The following is a 21,828-nucleotide window of genomic DNA, read 5'->3' as shown; positions in this document are numbered from 1 at the left end:
ATTTTCCTTATTTTAGTATTGAACCAACAATCTCTGTAATTTCTTGAGTTATTGAAGCTTGTCTTGTTCTGTTTAATTCAATTGATAATTTGTCAATGATTTCATTTGCATTATCTGAAGCATTTTCCATTGCAATTCTTCTTGAAGCTATTTCTGATATTTTAGATTCAAATAAAAAGTTATTCAAAGCAGCTCCAAAATAAATAGGAATTAAATTTTTTAAAACACTTTCTGGACTAGGTTCAAATTCAATTTCTAATTTTGAATTTTGTTTAAATTCAAGCTTTTGTTGTTCAATATTTTTATCAATTGGAAGTAAAGTGAAGTTAATTGCATTAAAAGTTAAAGTATTAATAAATTGAGTATAAATAATTTCAATTCCTGAAATTTGTTTATTTTCTAAGTATTTTTCAATTTGTTCTTTGACTTTGAAAATAATTTCTAAACGATCTGCACGATCAACTGCATCAAATTCAAGATCAATTTGATTTTTGAATTTACTAAGATAACTAATTCCTTTTTTTCCAATAACAATAATGCGATCTTCTTCTTTTATTAAAGATTTTAACTTCTTAACTACATTGACATTATAAGCTCCACAAAGCCCAAGATCTGAAGTAATTACTATAAAAACTCTTGGTTTTGCAGTATCTAGGTCAAAAACATTAATTGAAGTAGTTTTTTTAATAATCGATAAAAAGATTTCGTTTAGATTTGTGAAATATTGTGAAACTTGAACAAATTCTCTTCGTAGTTTAGGAATTTTAGCATTTGAAATCAGTTCCATTGCTTTGGTAATTTTTTCAGTATTTTTTATTTGTAAAAAGCGGGATTTTAACTTACTTAAAGCAACCATTTTACTGAGCTGATTTTGCTGTAAATCTTTCTATAAAACTTTGAAATACTTGAATTAGTGCATCATAGTTTTTATTATCAAGTGCTTTATGATCTAAAAAATACTGTTTTTGTTTTAATATGAATTCATTTTTGTTTAAAAATTCAAAAAATTCAGTTCTAAATTGATTTGTTTCATCCGGTTTAATAGAGTCTAACAATTTTTCTTTAATAACAAGTAAAATCATAACTTGATCAAACTGAGTTAGATGTTCATATTGGTTTTGTTTTAAAAGTTCGTAAATTTTGGTTCCACGATCTAAAAGTCGTTGTGAAGATTCACCAAGATCTGATCCAAATTGCGCAAATGCTTTAATTTCATTGTACTGTGCAAGTTGTAATTTTAATGAACTTGAAGCTTGTTTCATTGCTTTTGTTTGTGCTGATGAACCAACACGACTAACTGAAAAACCAACATCAATAGCAGGTTTTTGTCCTGAATTAAATAGTGAATCACGCATAAAAATTTGCCCATCAGTAATTGAAATCACATTTGTTGGAATATAAGCAGAAATATCTCCTGCTTGAGTTTCAACAATAGGTAGTGCTGTAATTGAACCACCACCTCTTTCTTCGCTAAGTTGAGAAGCTCTTTCTAACAAATATGAATGTTGGTAGAAAATATCTCCAGGGAAAGCTTCACGACCAGGTGGACGACGAAGAAGAAGTGAAAGTGTTCTATAAGCAATAGCGTGCTTTGTCAAATCATCATAAATAATTAAAACATCGTTTCCGTTATACATTCACTCTTCTGCAATAGAAACACCCACATATGGTGCTATGTATTGAAGTGGAGCTAGTTCTGAAGCTGAAGCAACAACAACTGTGGTGTACTCCATTGCTCCTTCTTTTTTGAGTTTGCTTACAATTTGAGCAATAGTTGAGTTTTTTTGTCCAATCGCTACATAAACACAACGAATATTTTTGTATTTCTGATTTAGGATTGTATCAATTGCAATTGCAGTTTTTCCAGTTTGACGATCCCCGATAATTAACTCTCTTTGTCCAAGACCAATAGGAACTAAAGAGTCAATAGCTAAAATACCAGTATTAAGTGGTCTATCAATAGCTTTACGAGACATAATTGAAGGTGCTTCGGAGAACACTTCTCTTCTTTTTGTGAAGGAAATATCACCATTTCCATCGATTGGTTCACCTAAAGCATTTACTACTCTTGATAACATTCCATCACCTACTGGAGTAGAAATTGTTAGGTTTGTTCTTCTTACCTCATCACCTTCAACAACAGCATTTTCATTACCCATAATAACTACACCAACGTAGTCTTTTTCTAGATTAAGTGCTATTCCGTAAGTGTTGTTTTTAAATGCAACTAATTCACCTAATTTTACTTTGTCAATTCCATAAACTATTGCAACACCATCACCTACTGTAATTACTTTTCCTGTTTCTGCAATTACATTTTTTTTGTTATAAGTTTCAATTTGGTGTTTGATTATAGCAGAAATATCACTTGCTTTTAATGGCATAAAAATCCTTTATTATTTTAATATATCACTTGTCATTTGACTCAAAAGTGAAGCTACACTGTTTTCAAAAACATAATTGTCTACAACTATTTTAATTCCTGCTAATAAATTTTTATCTATACGATGTTCTAAAATAATTTGTTTATTGAGTTTTTGAGTTAGTAAATTAACAATTTTGTGTATTTGATTAGTGTGCATTGGAAAACTTGAATAAATAATTCCACGAGCTATTTGAGAAAGTTTATCTGCACCTTTTGTAAATCTTTTAAAAATCTTTTCTCAATAAAAAATTAAGTTTTTGTCAATGAGAATTTTTAAAAAATTTAAAACAGGTTCTGAAAGTCTTTTAGCAAAAACAGCATCAAGTATTTCATGTCTTTGTGCTTTAGAATTAAAATGAGATTTTAAAAAAATTAACAATGATTGATTATGAAGCAAAACATTTTGAACGTGAAAAAATTCTTCTTGAAATTCTTTAACTTTTTTTATATCCTGAGCATACTCAAGCATAGAATCAGCGTAGGCTAAAGCGTTTGTATTATTTTCCATATTTAAATTTATTTATTAAAATTTTCTAGTTCAATTTCTTTGAATAAATCATCAATTAATCGTTGTTCATCTTGATAAGTGATGTTTTTTTCTAAAATTTTTGAAGCTAACACTGTAGCGGTAGAAATTATTTCTTTTTTTGTTTCTTGTTCTGCTTTTTGTTTTAGTTGAAGAATATAGAATTTTCCTTCTTCAACTATTCTTTTTGATTCAGCTTTTGCATTGTTTGTATAGGTAGTTGCTATGTTAGCAGCTTGTGTTTTTGCTTTTGCAATAATTTCTTGTCTTGTTAATTTTGCTTCTAAAAGTTCTTTATTTTTTTCTTCTACAAGTTGTACTGATTTTTCTTTATTTTCTATAGTAGTGTCAATATTTTCTTGTAAGAATTTTCTTCTTTTTTCAATACTTTTTTTCAAAGGATTGTATAAAAATTTTGAAAGGATAATAAACAATATAGCAAAGGACAAGACAGTTGCTAACATAATATATGGATTTGGAAATAATCCTTTAAATAGATTCTCAACCTCTTTACCTAATTCACTTTGTGATGCAAAATTTGTAGCGTTTTGTAAAATCATAATTTAATAAAGTCTTTGTATTTGTTCAAAATTAAGCAAAAACGAATTGTAATAAAATAGAAATAACTAGTGAATAAATAGCAGAAGTTTCTGAAATAGCTGCACCTATAATCATAAATTTGAAAACTGTTTTTTCAGATTCTGGATTTCTACCAACGGATTCGATAGCTTTTGATGCAGAAAATCCTTGACCAACTCCAGCACCAATTCCACCTATCATAGCTAACCCTGCTCCAACACCAACTAATCCTCTACCAATTGATTCTGTTAAAGCTGGTTGAGCTTGTGTAACTGTTTTTGCAGTTTCTTCAGCAAATGTACTAATTTTTTGTAATAAAGTTACAATGTGATCTGTATTCATTATATTAATTGTCCTTACATATTAGATTTAAGTTTTTCTTGATAAAACTTAGAAAAATTTTATTACTTACTCTTTAAAATGTGAATAAAAAATTTCCCTTTTATGCATTTGCTTTTTTAAAAGGGAGTCTTCAACTTTTTCTTTTTTTTAGGTTTTACTTCTTCTTCTATTTCTGCAGATCAATAACTTATTGTTAAAACAGTAAAAATAAATGATTGAACTAATGAACCAAAAATGTCAAAATAGAAAATAAATGGTGGATAAATAATAATTGCTGGTACGTTTAAAACTCCAATTGCATTGGAAGGAATTAAGTGTCAAACATAAGATAGTCCATGATACATCACTAACAAAATAGCTGAACCACCTATAATGTTCCCAAACAACCTAAAAGATAAAGAAATCAAAGGAGCAGGCGCTGATAGTGCGTTTAATGGATTAACAATATATTTTTTAATATAAGCTAATTTATTAAAAATAAACCCAACAACAAAAATACCTGTTCATGAAATTATACCAAGTGTTAATGTAACTGATAAACTAGAAGCAATTGTTTCAAAACCAAAGACTGAAAGTAGATTACCAAATGCTAAAAAAGTGAATAGAGTAAAAAAATATCTTTTCATCACATTTAGTTTTCCTTCTGAAATATCTTCTACTAAATTGTCTATAAAAAGAAAGTAATCTTCTGCAAGTAACACAATTGTAGGAGGTACTTTATCAACTTTCACTTTTTTAATTTGAAAATAAATTACCAAAGAAAGTACTAAAACTAAAAAAATTAAAATACACATTGTAAAAAGCTGTGGTTGATTTCAATTTAATAAAAATTTACTAGTGTCTAACATTTTCTCTCCTTTCTTTTTTTAATTTTTTTCACTCACTTACAATAATCGAAATTGGAAAAAGAGTAATTCCTACTAAAAATGTAAACAAATTAATTGGTCTTGATATTTTTTGTAGTGGTGTTTTTATCACATTAGCTGGAAAATGAACGTTAATCACTATTAAAATTACTATAAAAACAATATGAACTAATATCAATATGTAAAATAAACTAATAGCAACTGCAACTTTCTTATATTTTTTTTGCGTTTTTTTTACTTTAATTAATATTTTATATTCAAAAATTCAAGTTAAAAAGATTGAAGATAAAACACTAATTAAAGAAAAAAATCAACCAACAATTAAATGATAAGATCAAAAAACACAAATAGCAAATACAAATACACCAATTAAAAAAAACATTAAATATGTTTTGGTTACACTTTTGTAAAACTCATATTTTTTCATCTTGAAGCTCAATGAGCAATAATATTTTATTCCTTTTGCAAAAATTAGAAAATTTTTTTATTAAAGTCATTGATTTTTTGGCCAATTTCAAAATCAGCAAGCGATCTAACTTGCACGTCTTGAAATTGTTGATTCACTTTATTTATTATCTTTTTAACTTTATTATTTGTTTGTGATTTACTAATTTTTGCTTCATTTTGTTGTATGTTTAAAAAAGTAATTCCCATTATTCAAATATCTTCAAAATTATTTATTTTGTCTAAAAAAGGAATAATTTGTTGATAAATAAAATTTGCATCATCGCTAAAATGTTCTAATTTATGATTAATTTTAATGTTTTGAGAATTTCTTGTTTTATAAAAAAGTTGAATTTTATTTGTGTGTAAATATTTTTTCTTTAGTTTTTCACATAGATCAAAAATAAATTGTTTTATTAAGCTGTAAAGTGTTTTAAAGTTCAAAATTTCTTCTTTTTTAAAGGTTTTTGTATGAGAAAGTGATTTGATTTGGTGACTTAATTCAATTTCATCATCACCTTTTTTTAGTAAATTATCAAAAAAATAAAATCTTCTTGTACCTAAGATTTTAATTAGTCTTTCATCTTCAATATTAGTTTTTAAAAAATCTGAAATTGTGTTGATATTTTCTTTTTTTAGTTGGTAGGATAAAGATTTTCCAATACCAAACATATTAGCAATATCTAAATCAAAAAGTGCTTCTTTTTTGTTCTTCTTGTTGATTAATTTAAAAGAAACTCCTTCTTTTTTAGCTAAATTTGTTGCCATTTTTGCTAAAAATTTATTATAAGAAATACCAATTGTAATTGGCAATTTTAAATGTTTTCAAATCTGGTTTTTTATATCATTTAGCATAGTTTCTAAACTATGAAAATAACGATAATAATCACTTAGATCCACAAAGCACTCATCAATTGAAAAAACTTCTAATTTTCTTGAAATATTTTGCCTAATAAAAGCAAAAAATTCTTTGGATAAAAAAGAATAATAAATATGATCTGGTTCAATTGTAATTAAATTAGGAATCTTTTTTTGAATATTAAAAAGTTTATCTGGTGTTTTTGCTCCTAGTTTTTTTGCTGTTTTAGATAACGAAACAGCAATAGAATTTGCTTCTTTTCTTGCTATTGCTATTGGTTTGTTTTTTAAACTAGGAACTAGTTTTTCTTCTGCTGAAGCGAAAAAATTATTAATATCTATGTGTGCGATGATTTTCATTTTTGTTCTTTTATTATATCTTTTCAAAAAGAAAAAATAGACAATTTGGTTGTCTATTTTTTAACTTTAGATTCAACTAAGTCGATTACATCTTTTACAGTTTTTGCTTTTAATAGCTCTTCATCGGTTATTTCAATATTATATTTTTCTTCTAATTCAGTTATTAATTCTACAAAATCCAAAGAATCTAAACCAATTGAATAGATATCAGAATCATCATGTATGCTTTTATTAGAATAACTTTTTAATTTATCATAAATTAGTTTTTTCATATGTTAATTATATATTATCTTTTTTTAATTTAAAATGATAATTTTGTGAAACAGTTTCATCTTCGTGATATCAAATAAATTCAATAAAAATTTCTTTATCAGCTTTGATTTTGTAATTGAATTTTATATCTCCGTAATTTACTAACAGTTTTGTTATTATGTCTCTTACAAATGTTGTAATGAGTTTTTCACCAATTTTAGCGTGCCCATTTTCGATTTCAATTAAATCGTAATAATCGCTAGCATAAACGGTAGGAAAAATATCTTTAGCTTCTAATTTAGAATTAACAAATAAATTATCATCATCTAGAGAATTTTGAGTATTTTGTTTATTTTTGAGGACAAAAAATGTTGTTAATGAGGAAATTATTGCAAGCGAAGTAAATACACATAAAGTGATGATTATTGCTTTTTTATTTAGTCTGAACTTCATCTTCATTTTCAGAAAGTTCTTCTTTTTCTTCTTTAAAATAAAGACTTTTTAGAATTTCTAAGCTTATTTCATTTGAAGAAATATACTTAAAATTTTTATTCTCTAAAATGATAAATTGATCCGGATCTAAAAAAGAATCTTTGTATGTTGAAATTTCTAATTTTAAAAGTCCTTCTGTTTTATCTAGTAATTTTTGTTTAATTTCTTGTCTATGAGCTAAGGAAATATCAGGATAATCTGCATTTAAAAATAAAGTTGAAATGGGATTTAAGTAACCACTAAAATTGTATGGAATTAAAAAACCTTGCTTCGATTCGTTTTGAATACCTTTTACAACTATTTTTTTCTCAGAATCATAATATGTATTATTTGCAATTACAATATCTCCAATGATTTTCTTACCTAAAACATATTCTATATTGTTCTTCTCACGAAGTACAAAATTAAGATCTAAACTTTCATTTTTATCTATTGGTAAATTAGTTAGTTTTTTAGGTAAAATTGATAAATCACGATCTAATGTATTTTCATCATAAATATCATTTTCAACTGCTACTTTGTATACAATTTTATTATGTTGTCCTACTTCTCATTTGACTGGAAAAAAATAAATATTGTTATAAAATTGTTTTTCATACTGAGAATCAAATATTGAGCTATTTTTAGTTGCAAAAGATGCAAAATTTAATGTTTTAATTGATTTAAATACAATTCCTTGCGAATTGATAAAAAAGTCTTTTTTAAAAACTGGATTTTTAGAGAATTTGATTTGACTTAAAATGGCTAAATTTTCCTTGTTATTTCTATTTATATTTGAAACAATTGACATTGAATTTAATTTTGAAAAATTAAATTTATCAAGTGCAACAAAAGGAAAAATACTTTCAGCAAAATTTTCTCCAAAAATCTTTAAATTATTGACAATTTCAGTATCTTTATTGTTAATTTGCAATCTCGAAATCAAATCTATATTATTTCTTGAAAAATAAGTAACTTTAACAGAAAATGTATCAGATTTGATATTACGATTTATTTCAATATATTGTCTATCATCTGCACCAGCAAAATATGTAAATCTTGTTATGTTTTCGAGTTTAGAATATATATTTACAGATTGAATTTTTTCTTCAACCTGAACATTATGATTAATGCTAACCATATAAAAAATACAGAAATTGATCTATTGCTTGATGAACTTTTTTATAATAAGTTGTTTTAGATCAGTAATTATCTTTTCAATTTTTATCTGTTTCTAAAAATTCTTTTTGCAAAATAATTACATGATGAGGATCTAATAATTTCAAAATTCTTTCTATAGTAGATAATTCAGACATTTCTTTTTCTAAATTAACTAATGCATTATCTGTTTTGGACTGATTTTCAAGCTTTAGTTTGTCATCAGTTTTTAAAAACTGGTATTTTTTGTGCATATGAAAGATTTTTTTCATTATATCTTTTTTCTCTACAAAAGAAAGTTTCCTTAATCTGTCTATGGCTGTCTCCTTTCACATAAAATTTTGTTAAAAAAGGCAGCAAAATCCCTAAAAAAGTAATAATTTAGGATTTTTAATGTAAAAGTTCCTATTTATTTACTAATTTGAAGTCTTAAAATATAATTGAGGATTTACTAAATATTCTCATTTCAAACAAAAACATAGTCATATACTCTAACTGTATCTCCAGTTTTGATGTTTTTATTAATCAATTCTTGTCATACCCCTAAATATTTGAGTTTGTTGTTAAATCTTAATAAATTATCATGAGAATTTAAAGGAATTTTTAAAAATATCTTTTTAATTTCATCACCAAAAATATTAAAAACATTTCCTGGTAAGATTTCGATTTTGAATGGAGGATTTAATTTAATTTCTACTTCTTTAATTGTGCTTTCATAAACTTGCTCTTGAGCATTTTCAACAACTTTTAAAAGTTCTTGTTTTAACAAGTGAATATTATGTTTTTCAAGTGCTGAAATTTCAACAACTTTAAGCTTAGGATAGATTTTTTTAAACTCTGTTAAATGCTTGTTAAATGAAGGTAAATCGTTTTTATTTGCTACTATAACTTGTTGCACATTTTTAAGTTTTTCATTGAATTTAAAAAGTTCATTATTGATTAATTCAAAATCAGAAATTGGATTTTTATCTTCTGATCCAAAATCAATAATATGTGCAATGGCTTTACATCTTTCAATGTGCTTTAAAAAAACAAAACCAAGTCCTTTTCCTAATGAAGCACCAGCAATTAAACCAGGCAAATCAGCTGCTACAAAAGATTTATCATAATATTTTACAAGTCCTAATTGTGGTACCAATGTTGTGAATTCATAATCAGCAATTTTAGGTTTTGCATTAGAAATTGCTTCTAAAACTGTTGATTTACCAGCTGAAGGTTTTCCAACAAATCCAACATCAGCTAAAACTTTTAAGTTCAATGTTAAATTAAAACTTTGGCCTAAATCACCATTTTCACTAATTCTTGGTGCTTTGTTTTTAGAAGATTTAAACTTAGTATTTCCTCGTCCACCTCTTCCGCCTTTTGCAACTAAATAAGGTTTTTCTTCTACAACGTCGCAAATTAATTTTTTGTCATCAAAAACTAATGTACCTAGTGGAACTTTAACAAAAATGTCTTCACCTTTTGCACCATATCTGTTTTTACTTTTTCCGTTTTCGCCATCATTTCCTTTTATTATTTGTTCATTATGAAGACTCAAAAGTGTATTTAAACCAGAATCACCTACAAAAAAAATAGAACCTCCGTCTCCACCGTCTCCACCGTCGGGGCCACCTCTGTCAACATGTGCTTCTCTTCTAAAGGAAATAACTCCATCTCCGCCTTTTCCAGCGGCTATTTTTATTTTTACTTGATCTATAAATTTCATTTTATCTCTTTTTATATTGTTCTAATTCTTTTATTAATTCTTCAACTCTTTTAGCCAAAGGTGCATCAGGGAAAACTTTGCTTGGTTGCGCATTTACTCATAAAATTGCAAAATAATTTACTAAAATCTTGTGTTGAATCAAATATTCATAAACATAATCATCATAATGTTCTAAAAATTTATCTTCTAGTTCTGGACTTAATTTAGCTGATTCTATAAAATAAGCTAAATCAAAATGTCTATCACCTTTTGAAGCATATTCTCAATCTACAAAATAAATTTTTCCTTGAGAATCAAGAATATTTTTAGGTCATAAGTCATTGTGCAAAGGAGTTAATTTATCCATTTGTGCTAGTATTTTCATTATGTGTCTAAAATACTTATTTACAATTGGTAAACACATTTTTTTGTTATTAATTTCTTTTATATAATTTTTAACTCTAGCTGCGTGATTTGAAGCAGGAAAATCCAGTTTTGAAGTATGTAATTGCTTCAAATTTGAAGCTATTTGAATTACATTTTTTTCATCAATTTCAAGATTTTGATTTGGAATTCAACTTCAAGTGAGTTGAGTTTGGCTTTCTGAAATTAACTTTGGCACAAAGTCAAATTTTTCTAAAATTTTATAATTAATTTTGTGATTAAAACCAGTAAAATGTTTTTGTTGAACGAATTTATCTCCATCTCTAAAAGATGTATTTGTATGACCATTTTTGATTTGTTTCATAAATATAATTTTATTTAATTTTACTAAAACTAAAAACAAATATTTGATAATTTTAGCTCATTATTAGTAAAATTTCTTCAATTTTTCCTAAATTTTTTTATTTTTTGAGTTTTTACAAAAAAAACTGCAAATCTAAGTGAAAGGACAATATGAAAGACAACAAAGAATTAAAACAAGCTTTTTTAGAAATTGAAAAAAAATTTGGAAAAGAAGCAATTATGCTTTTAGGTGAAAAACCTGATACTGACACAGAAGTATTTTCAACTGGTTCACTTGCCATTGATAATGCTTTAGGTATCGGCGGATTTCCTAAAGGAAGAATTATTGAAATTTTTGGACCTGAATCTTCAGGAAAAACTACTATTACTTTACATGCGATTGCAGAAGTACAAAAAAATGGTGGAGTAGCAGCTTTTATCGATGCTGAGCACTCAATTGATCCACAATATGCAAGGAATTTAGGTATTGATATTGATAACTTAATCTTGTCTCAACCAGATTCAGGAGAACAAGCTTTAGATATTGTTGATACTTTAGTTAAAACAGGTGCAATTGATCTAATAGTTGTAGATTCAGTAGCAGCTTTGGTTCCATTAGCAGAATTAAATGGAGAAATGAAGGACCAAGTAGTAGGAGCACAACCAAGATTAATGTCAAAAGCACTAAGAAAAATCACAGGTTCACTTAATAAAAATGGAACAACAATCATCTTCATTAATCAAATTAGAGAAAAAGTTGGGGTTCTTTTTGGCAATCCTGAAACTACTCCAGGTGGAAGAGCACTTAAATTTTATTCATCCATTAGACTTGATGTAAGAAAAAATCAACAAATCTCAACTGGTTCAGACATAATTGGCAATATGGTCAAAATAAAAGTTGTTAAAAACAAATTAGCAATTCCTTTTAAAACTGCAAACGTGGAAATTGTTTTTGCTCAAGGAATTTCAAAATTTGCTGAAATTGCTCAACTTGCTGAAGAATATGGAATTGTAAGTAAAAAAGGTGCTTGATATTCCTACAATGATCAAAACATTGCTCAAGGAAAAACTAATTTTAGATTGTTACTTGAGAACAATAATTCTCTTTATGAAGAACTAAGAGCGCTTGTTAAAGAAAAACTAAAAAATTCAGAATAAATACTTTAAAAATAAAGCAAATGAAAAATAAAAGAAGAGAAATTTAGTAAAATTATTAAATGAAAAAAGTTAAGAAGTTTAATTTTTGAATCTTATTATATTATGTTTCTTTATTTCTAATTCTGGCCTTATTAAGTTGTTTAATTTATCTTTCTTACTTATCATTTAAGAATGATTTCAACTTAGAAGCTGCAATTATCATTGTGTTTATTTATCTTACAAATTTAATTTCTAACATTTATTTAGCTTTTCAAAATAGACATTTTGAAGCAAAAATACCTTGAATAATTGTTTTTTCGGTTTTACCTTATATAGGGCAAATTTTGTATGTAATTTTTGGAAGAAGATATTTTTATCGAACAACTTCTAAACAATATTTAAAAGAATATAAAAATTTTACTCGTTTAAATAAAAATCAAAATGACTCATTTTTAGAAGGTTTACCTTCACAACAAAGACAATTATTAGAATTTTCTAGAGACATTTTTAATTCACCAATTCATAAATTTAAAACTCAACTAATTTCTGATGGACATCAATTTTTTCAACAAATTTTCCAAGATATTAAAAATGCTCAAAAATTTATTTTTATTGATACATACATAATTAAAAATGATTTTATTTGAAAACAACTAAAAACTTTACTTATTGAAAAAGCAAAACAAGGAATAAAGATTAGGATGATTTTGGACTCTTTTGGAATCTTAAGAGTAAATTCAAAAGATTGAATAGAGTTAAGAAAAAACAAAATACAAATAATTTTCTATAACAAAATTTTTCTTCCTTTTTTCAGCGCCAATTCCTTTTATAGAAATCACAAAAAAATTTATTTAATTGATGGTGAAAAAGTTTATATCGGAGGAAACAATATTTCAGAAGAATATGCAGGATTTTCTGTGGATTATGGATATTGAATGGATGTAAACTTAAAAATTCAAGGAAAAATGGTTCAAAATTTTTGCTATAACTTTTTATTTAATTGAAATAACTGAAGTTATAGCAAGAAGAAAAAGGCTGATTTATCCATTTGTAAAGTAGATTTTTCTAAAGTGGAAAACGAAAATAGCTTAGTAAATGAAGAAAATATTGGAACAATTATTGAAAGTGGTCCTGTTACTAATGAATCAATAATAGAAGGTTTGATACTTAAACAAATTTATTTTGCAAAAAAGAAAATTCAGATTTTTTCACCTTATTTTTCTCCAACCCATAAAATCATTTCTGCTCTTAAACAAGTTATTTTAGCTGGAATTAAAGTTGAGATTTACATTCCAGGAAGAAATGATAAAAAATTCATTGGAATTATTAATAGTTTTTTTGCCAAAGAGCTTCAAAACGAAGGAGCAAAAGTCTTCTTTTTCAAAAATATTTTCTTTCATGGTAAATCTTTAATAATTGATGAATCCATTGGAATTATTGGGACTTTAAACTTTGATACTCGTTCTTTATATTCACAATATGAAGTAAATGTGTTCTTTACTGGACAAACAATTGATAGTTTTCTAAACTACATTGACAAATACAAAAAATTAGAAATTATCCAACGTAAAAAGATAAATAAAAAATACTCTTGATTTATAAAAATGATTATTTTGTTTTTTAAACCAATGATTTAAAAAGCCATTACTATTTATTAAGTTTTGGTTTTTTTTGTCTTTAATTAAAACAAATGCTAAAATTTGCTTACGCTTTGAAAGGAAAACAAAAATGAAAAAAATTAAATTTTTAACTTTAGGAGCTTTAGCTACTGTTACTCCAGTAGCTATGTTAATCTCTTGTCAATCCACTGTTCAAGAAACTGCTTCACAAACTACTGAAAGTAAAACTTCAGATTTTAATTCTCCAGAATCAGTAATTTATAATCAAAGATGATTATCAAATGTTTGAAATACAGTAAGTGCAGAAAAAACTGCAATGAGCCAAAATTTATATAATGCGGCTAAAAAACAATTTGATGCTATGATAACTCAAAGTCAATTCGATACAAAAAAAGTTCACATTTATGATGATAAAGTTGTAGTAGATAATCCAGATGAAAACAAAGCAATTCCTGTTGTTTTTATGGATATTGATGAAACTGTTTTAAATAACTATGCATTTCAAAATTATTTAGTTTTAAACAATAAAACCTTTGATCCTGTATTATGAAATCAATTTGTTCAAGATGAAAAAGCAATAGAAATTAAAGGTGCTTTTGATTTTATAAACTATGTCTGAAAAAATGGTGGAGTTGTTATGTTTAACTCAAACAGAGAACAAGAAAATCAAAAAATAGCAACTTTAAATAACTTAGTAAAAGAAGGTTTAAACAAAAAATTCCTTCCAGATTGAGTTTGATGAATGCAAGGTGTGGATTTAAGCCAAAATGATCCTTGAAATCATATTAAAAAAGATAATAATGGCAAGAGAGTTAAAACTGATAAAGAAGAAAGAATGAACTTTTTAAATGAAAGAACTCAAGGATTTAATTTATCTTCTTATAATAATTCTGGAAATAAAGTAGTTTTCAAAACTGTTATGAGAGTAGGGGACAACTACAATGATTTTAACGACACAGCAGTTGGTTCTAAATTAAATCCTGATAGAAACAAATTACTAAATGATAATTTAAAATTATTTGGAAATTTTGACACTTCAGTAAAAGGTGTGAAATACATCAAAACAACAGATAATCAAGTTAAAAAAGAAGATGAAACTTGATCAGAATCATATATTTTAATTGGTGGTAATTCTTCCTATGGTGGTTTTGAATCTGCTTTAGCTTCTCATTACTACACACTAGATAAAGCACAACAAGCAAGAGCTTTAAAAGAAGCTCTAGAAACACTTTCATGAACACCAAAACAAACAACAAATTAGTTGATTTTGCTTCATTTTTAAAGCAAGAACAAGACAAAGAATATTTTAAAAATATAAACAAACAACTAAACTTAGAATATAAAAATTATCAAATTTATCCACAAAAAGAAGATTTATTTAAATCCATTAAACTTTGTGATTTCAATAATCTAAAAGTTGTTATTGTTGGCCAAGATCCTTATCATGGTGCAAATCAAGCTGATGGTCTTGCGTTTTCAACTAAAAACAAAATTCTTCCTCCTTCTTTAAAAAACATTTTTAAAGAAATTAAAAAAGATTATCCATCATTTAATAAACAAGATGGAAACTTAGAAAATTGAGCAAAACAAGGAATTTTGCTTCAAAATGTAGTACTTTCTGTAAGGGAATCACAACCATCTAGCCATTATTTTTTAAACTGAGATATTTTTTCACTAAATCTTTTTAAGTTCATTTGCCAACACAAAAAAGACATTGTTTTTATTCTTTTAGGTAAAAAAGCACAAAGTATTGCTGAACAATTAGATTTAAGCAAACAAAAAGTTTTTAATTTATCTCATCCTTCACCGTTTAGCTATAGAATTAGCTTTGAAAATTCTCAAATTTTTAAAAAAATAAATATTTTTTTACTTTTAATAAACAAAGAAGTTATAAATTGAAATGTATAAAATTTTGCTATAATCTTTACTAATTTTTTCAAAAGGAACTACATTATGGCAAGAGGGAACAAGAAAAAAATACCTACAAAAACAAAGAAAATGCTATGAAGTTTAGCAAGTGTTGTAATAATCTTATTACTATCAGTAGGACTTTCTTATTTTAGTAAACATTTACTTTCAAATCAAGGCAAAACTACAATAACTACACAAGCTACAACTTCAACAAAAACAACAAATGATGTTAATGCAATAAAAGTGGGATTTTGAAACATATTAAACTATGATGATAACCCAACAAAAGATTCAAAAAAAGCTCAACAAATTAATCTTGCTAAAGTTATAAGTAGTCAAAATGCTGATTTAATGGCTTTAGTCGAAGTAAATGCAGGTAGTGATAAAAATCCAAATAGCGTTGAGAACTTAACCAAAGAACTAAATTTAATAACTGCTAATAACAAAGAAAAAGATTATAAATCAATAACTTCTGACGTTATTTTTGGTAAAGGAAATGAAGCAGCAAAAGAAAGAGTTTCATTTATTTACAATGCAAATGTTTTAGATATTTTAGAAATTAATAAAGACAAACTATATGGTTCAAATCCTTATTTAATTCCTTATGATAATAAAAGTTTTGACTCCATACCAGCATTTTTTAGTAACGGACAAGTAGATTCAAAACAAAAACCTATTTTTGAAAAAAACAAAACAACTAAAAAAATAGATTTTGCTCGCCCACCAGTTGCAGCTAAATTTAAAATCAAAAAAACTGACTTAGAAAATGATAAATCTGAATTTGTTATTGTTGCTTCGCATTTTGATGCCCCTGGAGTCAATAGCAATCCAGCTCAAGAAGGAAAAGAAGAAGGAAAAGTTGATTCAAAAGATGGTTATGATTCAACAAATGGTTCACAAGAAATTTCTGAAGCAAATCATATGTTAGAAGTTATGAATTGATTTGAAAACAAAACAAATACAAAAAATCTCTTCTTTATGGCAGATACAAACATTAAAGCCAAATCAAGTGATAAAGCTTTTGAAAATTTACTAAAATCTTATAAATTATTAATTGATAAATCCGATAATACTTCTTTGGGCGAAAAATTTGGAACTTATTCTAATTCTTATGACAAAATTTTTGAAAATAAACAAGCAAAAATTGAAGTTACAAATGTTGATAAATATCCTCTTTGAGATGTTATCAAAGATTCAATAATTTCTCAAAGTGATTTAAGTGCTACTTATCAAAAAGAAAAAAGCAAAAATAAAACACAAACAAATTTTGATATAAGAGATAAAATAAGAAATTATGTTTCTGATCATTCCCCTGTATTTTTAGATATTATTCTTAGCAAACAATAATTAAAAAAATAAATAAAAAACCAGAAAATTTCTTCAGATTTTCTGGTTTTTTCTTCTTTTTCAAGCTTTTTTAGCTTTTTTATTTGATTAAAGTTTTAAAACATAACTATGTAGAATTAAAATAAAATTACAATATTTTGTTATAATTTTTTCTAATTATTTTAATGACTAAAAAGGAGAATAATGGCAAACAAATTAGATAAAATTTATGATAAATTAAAAGTTTATACAGAAATTGAAGGAATGTCTAGATACGAAGATGATGTTGTAGCAAAACTTAAAGAAAATACACAACATCTAAATGTTGAATACGAAAGAGATGGTTTGGGTTCTTTAATTATTAAACAAAAAGGTGAAGCAAAAGGACCAAAAATTATTTTAGCAGCTCACATGGATGAAGTTGGATTTCAAGTTTTAGATATTTTAAAATCAGGTCAAATTAAAATAAAACCAGTAGGTGGTGTTTGAGGAAATGCATTTATTGGAGCTAAAGTTAAATTAATTACTTCCACTGATAAAATATTCTACGGTGTAGTTGGGCATACATCAGTTCACATTATGGAAAGAGAAACACTATCTAAAGCTATTTTAAACAAAGATTTATTTATGGATTTTGGATTTGTTTCAGATGAAGATGCAAAAAATAATGGTGTAGAGCCAGGAGATAGAATTTACTTAAGTAATGAAACATTTAGATTCTCAAATCCTGATTTAGTTGCTGGTAAGGCAATTGATAACAGAGCTGGTGTTGTTGTTATTGATGAATTAGTAAATCGTCTAGCAAATAAAAAATTACCAAATACTCCTTATTTTGTAGGAACAGTTCAAGAAGAAGTTGGATGTAGAGGAGCTAAAACAATTGCTTCAAAAATCAAGGCAGATATAGCTTTTGCAATTGATACTGGAGCTTCACATGATACAGAAGGAGCAATAGTAGGAATTCCTAAATTAGGTGCAGGGGTGGCTATCGATATTGCTGATGGCGGAACTATGATGGACCCAAAATTAGTAAATTATTTATTTAAATTAGCTAAAGAAAAAAATATTCCTATTTATAAATATCTTTCTCAAGGCGGAGGAACAGATGCTGAAGAATTACAATATTCAAATGCAGGGACTCCAACAATTAGTATCTCAATCCCTCAACGTTATCTACACTCAACATATGGAGTTATTAGTTTAAAAGATATTTCATCAATTATTGACTTAATGGAAGAATTTATTTTAGCCTTTACACAAGAAGATTTTGAAAAAATAAGCTACAAATAATATATAATTTAATTTGGAAAAACACTAAGAATACTTAGTGTTTTTGTTTGCTTATAGGTTAAATTGAAAAAGGTTTAGAAGTTATGGTAGAAAAACAGTTAAAAAAGATTAAAGTAGTTGAATTGTTCGCAGGAGTTGGTGGTTTTAGATTAGGTTTTGAAAGAACTTCGAAATTATTTAAAACTATTTGAGCAAATCAATGAGAACCTAACAAAACAAAACAATGAGCATTTGACTGCTACACAAAACACTTCGGAAATAGCGATAATCATGTAAACGAAGATATAGCAAATGTAATTGATCAAGTCCCAGAACATGATTTACTAGTTGGTGGTTTTCCTTGTCAAGATTATTCGGTAGCTAGAACAAAGGCTGAAGGAATTAAAGGAAAAAAAGGTGTTTTATGATGAAGTATTTTAAAAATTATTCAAAAAAGACATCCTAATTTTATTCTTCTAGAAAATGTTGATAGACTTATTAAATCACCAGCGAATCAAAGAGGTAGAGACTTTGGAATAATGTTAAAAAGCTTGGACAATGAAGGATATAATGTTGAATGAAGAATTATTGATGCTTCAGACTATGGTTTTGTACAAAGAAGAAAAAGAGTTTTTATATTTGCTTATAAAAAAGAATTAACTCAAATCATTAATAAAGAACAAAATCAAGAAAATATCCTTATAAAAGATGGGTTTTTTGCATCTGAGTTTTTAGTCGAATCTCAATGTAAAAAAACTAACAAATCTGACATTTTGAAAAATTACTCTAATTTAGTTGATGTTTCTAATAATTTTTCTTTTAGTTTCTATAATTCTGGTTCAATGATTAATGGAAATATTTTGACTTTAGATTTAGTTGCTAAATCAACTAAAAAACCTTCATTTTTAAAGGATGTTATCGAAAAAGAAGAAGTGGATTCTAAGTTTTTTATTAACGATAATTATCAAAAATTTTCTTATTTAAAAGGAGCTAAAAAAATAGAAAGAACAAAACCAAATGGAAAAAAATATACTTACTCAGAAGGAACTATGATTTTTCCTGATGACTTAAACAAACCTGCTAGAACAATGTTAACTAGTGAAGGTTCTGTAAACAGAAGTACTCATGTAATTGAAGATTATGTAACAAAAAATCTAAGAATACTAACTCCATTAGAAACTGAAAGAATAAACGGTTTTGATGATAATTGGACTAACACTGGAATGCCAGAAAGATTTAGATATTTTTGTATGGGCAATGCTTTAATTGTTCCTGTTATTGAAAAAATTGCTAAACAAATTTTAAAAATATGAAACAAAGTAAATTAATAATTTCACCTCCTAAAACAATGGAAGAATTAAAACAAAGAGCTGACAAGACTTTAGGAGTTTTATTTTTAGAAATTGATATAAACAAACAATTAAATGAAGGGAAAGGAAGTATTGGAACATTTATAGAAGAACGAGTTTTTGGACAAAAACCTCACAATGATCATTTTCCCGATTTTAAAGATTTGAATGTAGAACTCAAAGTCACACCTTATATAAAAAAATCAAAAAATAATCACTTCGTTTACAAAGCTAAAGAAAGACTTGTTTGTAATATGATTGATTATAGTCAAGAGTACAAATATAATAATTTTGAACAAAGTTCTTTTTATAAAAAGTGTTCAAACTTACTGTTATTATTTTATGAGCATAAACCCAATGTTCTAAAAAGCCATTTTAAAATTTCTTATTCTGAATTTTTAACATTTAACCGATTAATGAAGCAAAATCATAATTTTTATATTTTGCTACCAGATAAAGATATAAAAATTATTAAACAAGATTGGCGAAATATTATTCAAAAAATTAAAGATGGTAAAGCAGATCAAATTTCTGAAGGTGATACAAACTATTTAGGTGCTTGTACAAAAGCTTCAGATTCAAGTGTTAGAGTCTTACAACCATTTTCGAATATTAAGGCAAAACCAAAAGCCTTTTCTCTCAAGCAATCTTATATGACTTACATTTTGAATAATTATGTTTTAAGTAAAAATCAAAACAAAAGCGAAGAAATAATATCAAGTAATGATGATTTAATGAACAAAACATTCGAAGACATAATAATTGAAAGATTTGAACCTTATTATGAAAAATCAGAAATAGAATTAGCAAATTTGTTTAATATCAACATCAAAAATAAAGGTTTTAGAAGTAAAATAATTTCTTCTATTTTGAAAATAAAAAGTGATGTAAATTTTTCTGAAGAATTTCAAAAAGCTTCTATTATTTCTAAAGCAATAAGAGTGGAGCAAAATAACAAAATAAAAGAAAGTATATCTTTTCCCAAAATAGATTTTAAAAATTTAGTTAATGAAGATTGATTAGATTCTGTTTTCTATCAACAAATTGATTTATCAAGATTTATGTTTTGTATTTTTAAAAAAGAAAATAAAGAATATATTTTTAAAAAAGTAAAATTTTGAAATATGCCAATTTCCGATTTAAATCAAGCTAAGCAAGTTTGGGAACAAACTAAAGACTTAATTGTTAAAAACAAATTAATATTTGATAATTTTTCTGTAAAAAATTTTCCAAAATCTTCTGAAAATCCTGTTTCTCATGTCAGACCTCATGATATAGATGCAAAAAAAGGAAGAACAGAACTTTCTAATGGAAGAAAAATTATAAATTATTGTTTTTGAATTAATAGGAAATATATTCAAAATATTATTAATGAAATTTTAAAAAATTAAAGTTTTAAATTAAAATAATTAATAATTGATTTGCATTTCATAGAGTATTAAAAAAATAAGGAAATTATGAAAAAAGTACTAAAACCAGAGATTAGATTTAAAGGTTTCACTGACGCTTGAATACAGGGTAAGGTTGAGGAGTTGTTTTTTATAGATACAGGTAATTCTAAACTTACAAAACAATATATAAAACAAAACTTAGGAAAATATCCAGTATATTCTTCACAAACAGAAAATAATGGAATTATAGGCTACATAAATACATATGATTTCGATGGAGAATTCATAACTTGGACTCAGGACGGAAATGCTGGAAAAGTTTTTTATAGAAACGGTAGGTTCAATGCATCTAATTCAGGAATTTTAACTTTAAATTTTCCAAGTAAATATAATTTGAAATTTTTATTTTTAGCATTGATATTTTTAGATTTAACAAAATTACAAATTGGTGGAACAGTTCCTCACTTTACAGCTTCTATGATGAGAAAAGTTATTTTCCTAATACCTAAGAATAAAGTAGAACAAGAAAAAATTTCTTCAATTTTCTTCACACTGGATAAAATCATAAGTCTTTATGAGAGAAAGATGAGTCTGCTAGAAAAGCTTCAAAAAGCTTTATTTTCCAACATTTTTGTTTTAAATGCAAATAATAAACCTTTAATAAGATTTAAAAGTTTTTTTGAATTTTGAGAAAAAAATAATATTTCTGATTTATGTAAAATCAACAGAGGAAATTCTAAATATACTATCAATTACATACAACAAAATGTTGGTAAATTCCCAGTATATTCTTCTCAAACACAAAATGAAGGAATTAGTGGAAATATTTCAACATATGATTATGATGGAGAATACATTACATGAACTATGGATGGGGTAAATGCAGGAACTGTATTTTATAGAAATGGAAAATTTAATGTCAGTTCATCTGGAGTTTTAGCACCTAATTCAAATAAAAATATAAACACCAAATTTTTATTTTATGTATTAAAACTAATGAATTTAAATCAAGAAAATATCGGAGAAACTATTCCTCATTTCACAGGTTCAATGATGAACAAATTGGAAATTACTTTTGTAAAAAATAAACAAGAACAAAACAAAATTGCAGATTTATTTTCAAATATTGATT

23 protein-coding genes are annotated in these 21,828 nt (G+C 25.9%); 9 read left to right on the top strand and 14 right to left on the bottom strand.

All coding sequences use genetic code 4. From position 1 onward, the window contains the following. Positions 1-7 precede the first annotated feature (7 nt). The 14 genes from atpG to F801_RS0103045 form a co-directional block, all read right to left on the bottom strand. On the bottom strand, positions 8-856 hold the full coding sequence (gene atpG / locus F801_RS0103110; RefSeq protein WP_020104640.1) for an ATP synthase F1 subunit gamma: 849 nt from the start codon (positions 854-856) through the stop codon (positions 8-10). A gap of 1 nt (position 857) precedes the next feature. After that, the gene (gene atpA, locus F801_RS0103105; protein ID WP_020104639.1) at positions 858-2,384 is read right to left on the bottom strand and encodes a F0F1 ATP synthase subunit alpha; all 1,527 of its coding nucleotides are present in this window, start codon (positions 2,382-2,384) and stop codon (positions 858-860) included. A gap of 12 nt (positions 2,385-2,396) precedes the next feature. Then, positions 2,397-2,933: a F0F1 ATP synthase subunit delta gene (locus F801_RS0103100; protein WP_014335553.1), complete on the bottom strand. Its 537-nt coding sequence runs from the start codon at positions 2,931-2,933 to the stop codon at positions 2,397-2,399. An 8-nt stretch (positions 2,934-2,941) separates the two neighbouring features. After that, positions 2,942-3,511: a F0F1 ATP synthase subunit B gene (gene atpF, locus F801_RS0103095; protein WP_014335554.1), complete on the bottom strand. Its 570-nt coding sequence runs from the start codon at positions 3,509-3,511 to the stop codon at positions 2,942-2,944. Between the two features lie 31 nt (positions 3,512-3,542). After that, positions 3,543-3,872, bottom strand: coding sequence for an ATP synthase F0 subunit C (atpE, locus tag F801_RS0103090; RefSeq protein ID WP_013302050.1), 330 nt, complete (start codon positions 3,870-3,872; stop codon positions 3,543-3,545). A 116-nt stretch (positions 3,873-3,988) separates the two neighbouring features. Then, a complete protein-coding gene (locus tag F801_RS04085; RefSeq protein ID WP_051084587.1) occupies positions 3,989-4,720 on the bottom strand; it encodes a F0F1 ATP synthase subunit A in 732 nt (243 codons plus the stop codon). After that, positions 4,707-5,165, bottom strand: coding sequence for a hypothetical protein (locus F801_RS0103080; protein WP_015084089.1), 459 nt, complete (start codon positions 5,163-5,165; stop codon positions 4,707-4,709). Before F801_RS0103080 ends, F801_RS04085 begins: the two co-directional genes overlap by 14 nt. Positions 5,166-5,209: 44 nt before the next feature. Next, entirely contained in the window at positions 5,210-6,400 is a 1,191-nt protein-coding gene (locus F801_RS0103075) for a Y-family DNA polymerase (protein WP_014335558.1), read from the bottom strand. Between the two features lie 53 nt (positions 6,401-6,453). Continuing rightward, the gene (locus tag F801_RS0103070; protein ID WP_013302047.1) at positions 6,454-6,672 is read right to left on the bottom strand and encodes an acyl carrier protein; all 219 of its coding nucleotides are present in this window, start codon (positions 6,670-6,672) and stop codon (positions 6,454-6,456) included. A gap of 7 nt (positions 6,673-6,679) precedes the next feature. Next, positions 6,680-7,111 carry an MHO_1590 family protein gene (locus tag F801_RS0103065; protein ID WP_027332479.1) on the bottom strand — a complete coding sequence of 144 codons (432 nt, stop codon included), beginning with the start codon at positions 7,109-7,111 and terminating at the stop codon, positions 6,680-6,682. Continuing rightward, positions 7,086-8,264, bottom strand: coding sequence for an MHO_1580 family protein (locus F801_RS0103060; protein WP_020104637.1), 1,179 nt, complete (start codon positions 8,262-8,264; stop codon positions 7,086-7,088). The genes F801_RS0103065 and F801_RS0103060 overlap by 26 nt, the downstream gene beginning before the upstream one ends. Further along, positions 8,257-8,553, bottom strand: coding sequence for an MG284/MPN403 family protein (locus F801_RS0103055; protein WP_014335559.1), 297 nt, complete (start codon positions 8,551-8,553; stop codon positions 8,257-8,259). The genes F801_RS0103060 and F801_RS0103055 overlap by 8 nt, the downstream gene beginning before the upstream one ends. A 179-nt stretch (positions 8,554-8,732) precedes the next feature. Then, positions 8,733-9,989, bottom strand: coding sequence for a GTPase ObgE (gene obgE / locus F801_RS0103050; RefSeq protein WP_014335560.1), 1,257 nt, complete (start codon positions 9,987-9,989; stop codon positions 8,733-8,735). A gap of 1 nt (position 9,990) precedes the next feature. Beyond that, a complete protein-coding gene (locus tag F801_RS0103045; RefSeq protein ID WP_014335561.1) occupies positions 9,991-10,716 on the bottom strand; it encodes a phosphotransferase in 726 nt (241 codons plus the stop codon). A 149-nt stretch (positions 10,717-10,865) separates the two neighbouring features. Here F801_RS0103045 and recA point away from each other — a divergent pair, with 149 nt between their 5' ends. The 9 genes from recA to F801_RS0103000 all read left to right on the top strand — a co-directional run. Beyond that, positions 10,866-11,852, top strand: a complete 987-nt coding sequence (gene recA / locus F801_RS0103040) for a recombinase RecA (RefSeq protein ID WP_015084087.1) — start codon at positions 10,866-10,868, stop codon at positions 11,850-11,852. 59 nt (positions 11,853-11,911) lie between these two features. Next, positions 11,912-13,468 (top strand): phospholipase D-like domain-containing protein, encoded by a 1,557-nt coding sequence (locus F801_RS0103035; RefSeq protein ID WP_013302041.1) that lies wholly within the window; start codon positions 11,912-11,914, stop codon positions 13,466-13,468. Positions 13,469-13,559: 91 nt separating this feature from the next. Then, the gene (locus tag F801_RS0103030; protein WP_014335564.1) at positions 13,560-14,711 is read left to right on the top strand and encodes an HAD family acid phosphatase; all 1,152 of its coding nucleotides are present in this window, start codon (positions 13,560-13,562) and stop codon (positions 14,709-14,711) included. Then, positions 14,684-15,358, top strand: a complete 675-nt coding sequence (locus tag F801_RS0103025; RefSeq protein ID WP_020104635.1) for a uracil-DNA glycosylase — start codon at positions 14,684-14,686, stop codon at positions 15,356-15,358. The genes F801_RS0103030 and F801_RS0103025 overlap by 28 nt, the downstream gene beginning before the upstream one ends. 45 nt (positions 15,359-15,403) lie before the next feature. After that, the gene (locus tag F801_RS0103020) at positions 15,404-16,708 is read left to right on the top strand and encodes an endonuclease/exonuclease/phosphatase family protein (protein WP_020104634.1); all 1,305 of its coding nucleotides are present in this window, start codon (positions 15,404-15,406) and stop codon (positions 16,706-16,708) included. A gap of 183 nt (positions 16,709-16,891) precedes the next feature. After that, a complete protein-coding gene (locus F801_RS0103015) occupies positions 16,892-17,977 on the top strand; it encodes a M42 family metallopeptidase (protein ID WP_013302037.1) in 1,086 nt (361 codons plus the stop codon). 83 nt (positions 17,978-18,060) lie between these two features. Further along, the gene (dcm, locus tag F801_RS0103010) at positions 18,061-19,284 is read left to right on the top strand and encodes a DNA (cytosine-5-)-methyltransferase (protein WP_014335567.1); all 1,224 of its coding nucleotides are present in this window, start codon (positions 18,061-18,063) and stop codon (positions 19,282-19,284) included. Further along, complete coding sequence (locus F801_RS0103005; RefSeq protein ID WP_020104633.1) at positions 19,266-20,696, top strand: Sau3AI family type II restriction endonuclease; 1,431 nt, start codon at positions 19,266-19,268, stop codon at positions 20,694-20,696. Before dcm ends, F801_RS0103005 begins: the two co-directional genes overlap by 19 nt. A gap of 66 nt (positions 20,697-20,762) precedes the next feature. Next, positions 20,763-21,828 (top strand): restriction endonuclease subunit S (locus tag F801_RS0103000; protein ID WP_020104632.1); only part of this gene is annotated, 1,066 nt, incomplete at its 3' end.

Source organism: Mesomycoplasma hyorhinis ATCC 17981 (assembly GCF_000383515.1).
Taxonomy (GTDB): Bacteria; Bacillota_I; Bacilli_A; order Mycoplasmatales; family Metamycoplasmataceae; genus Mesomycoplasma; species Mesomycoplasma hyorhinis.
This window is presented reverse-complemented; position numbering and strand designations above follow the sequence as displayed.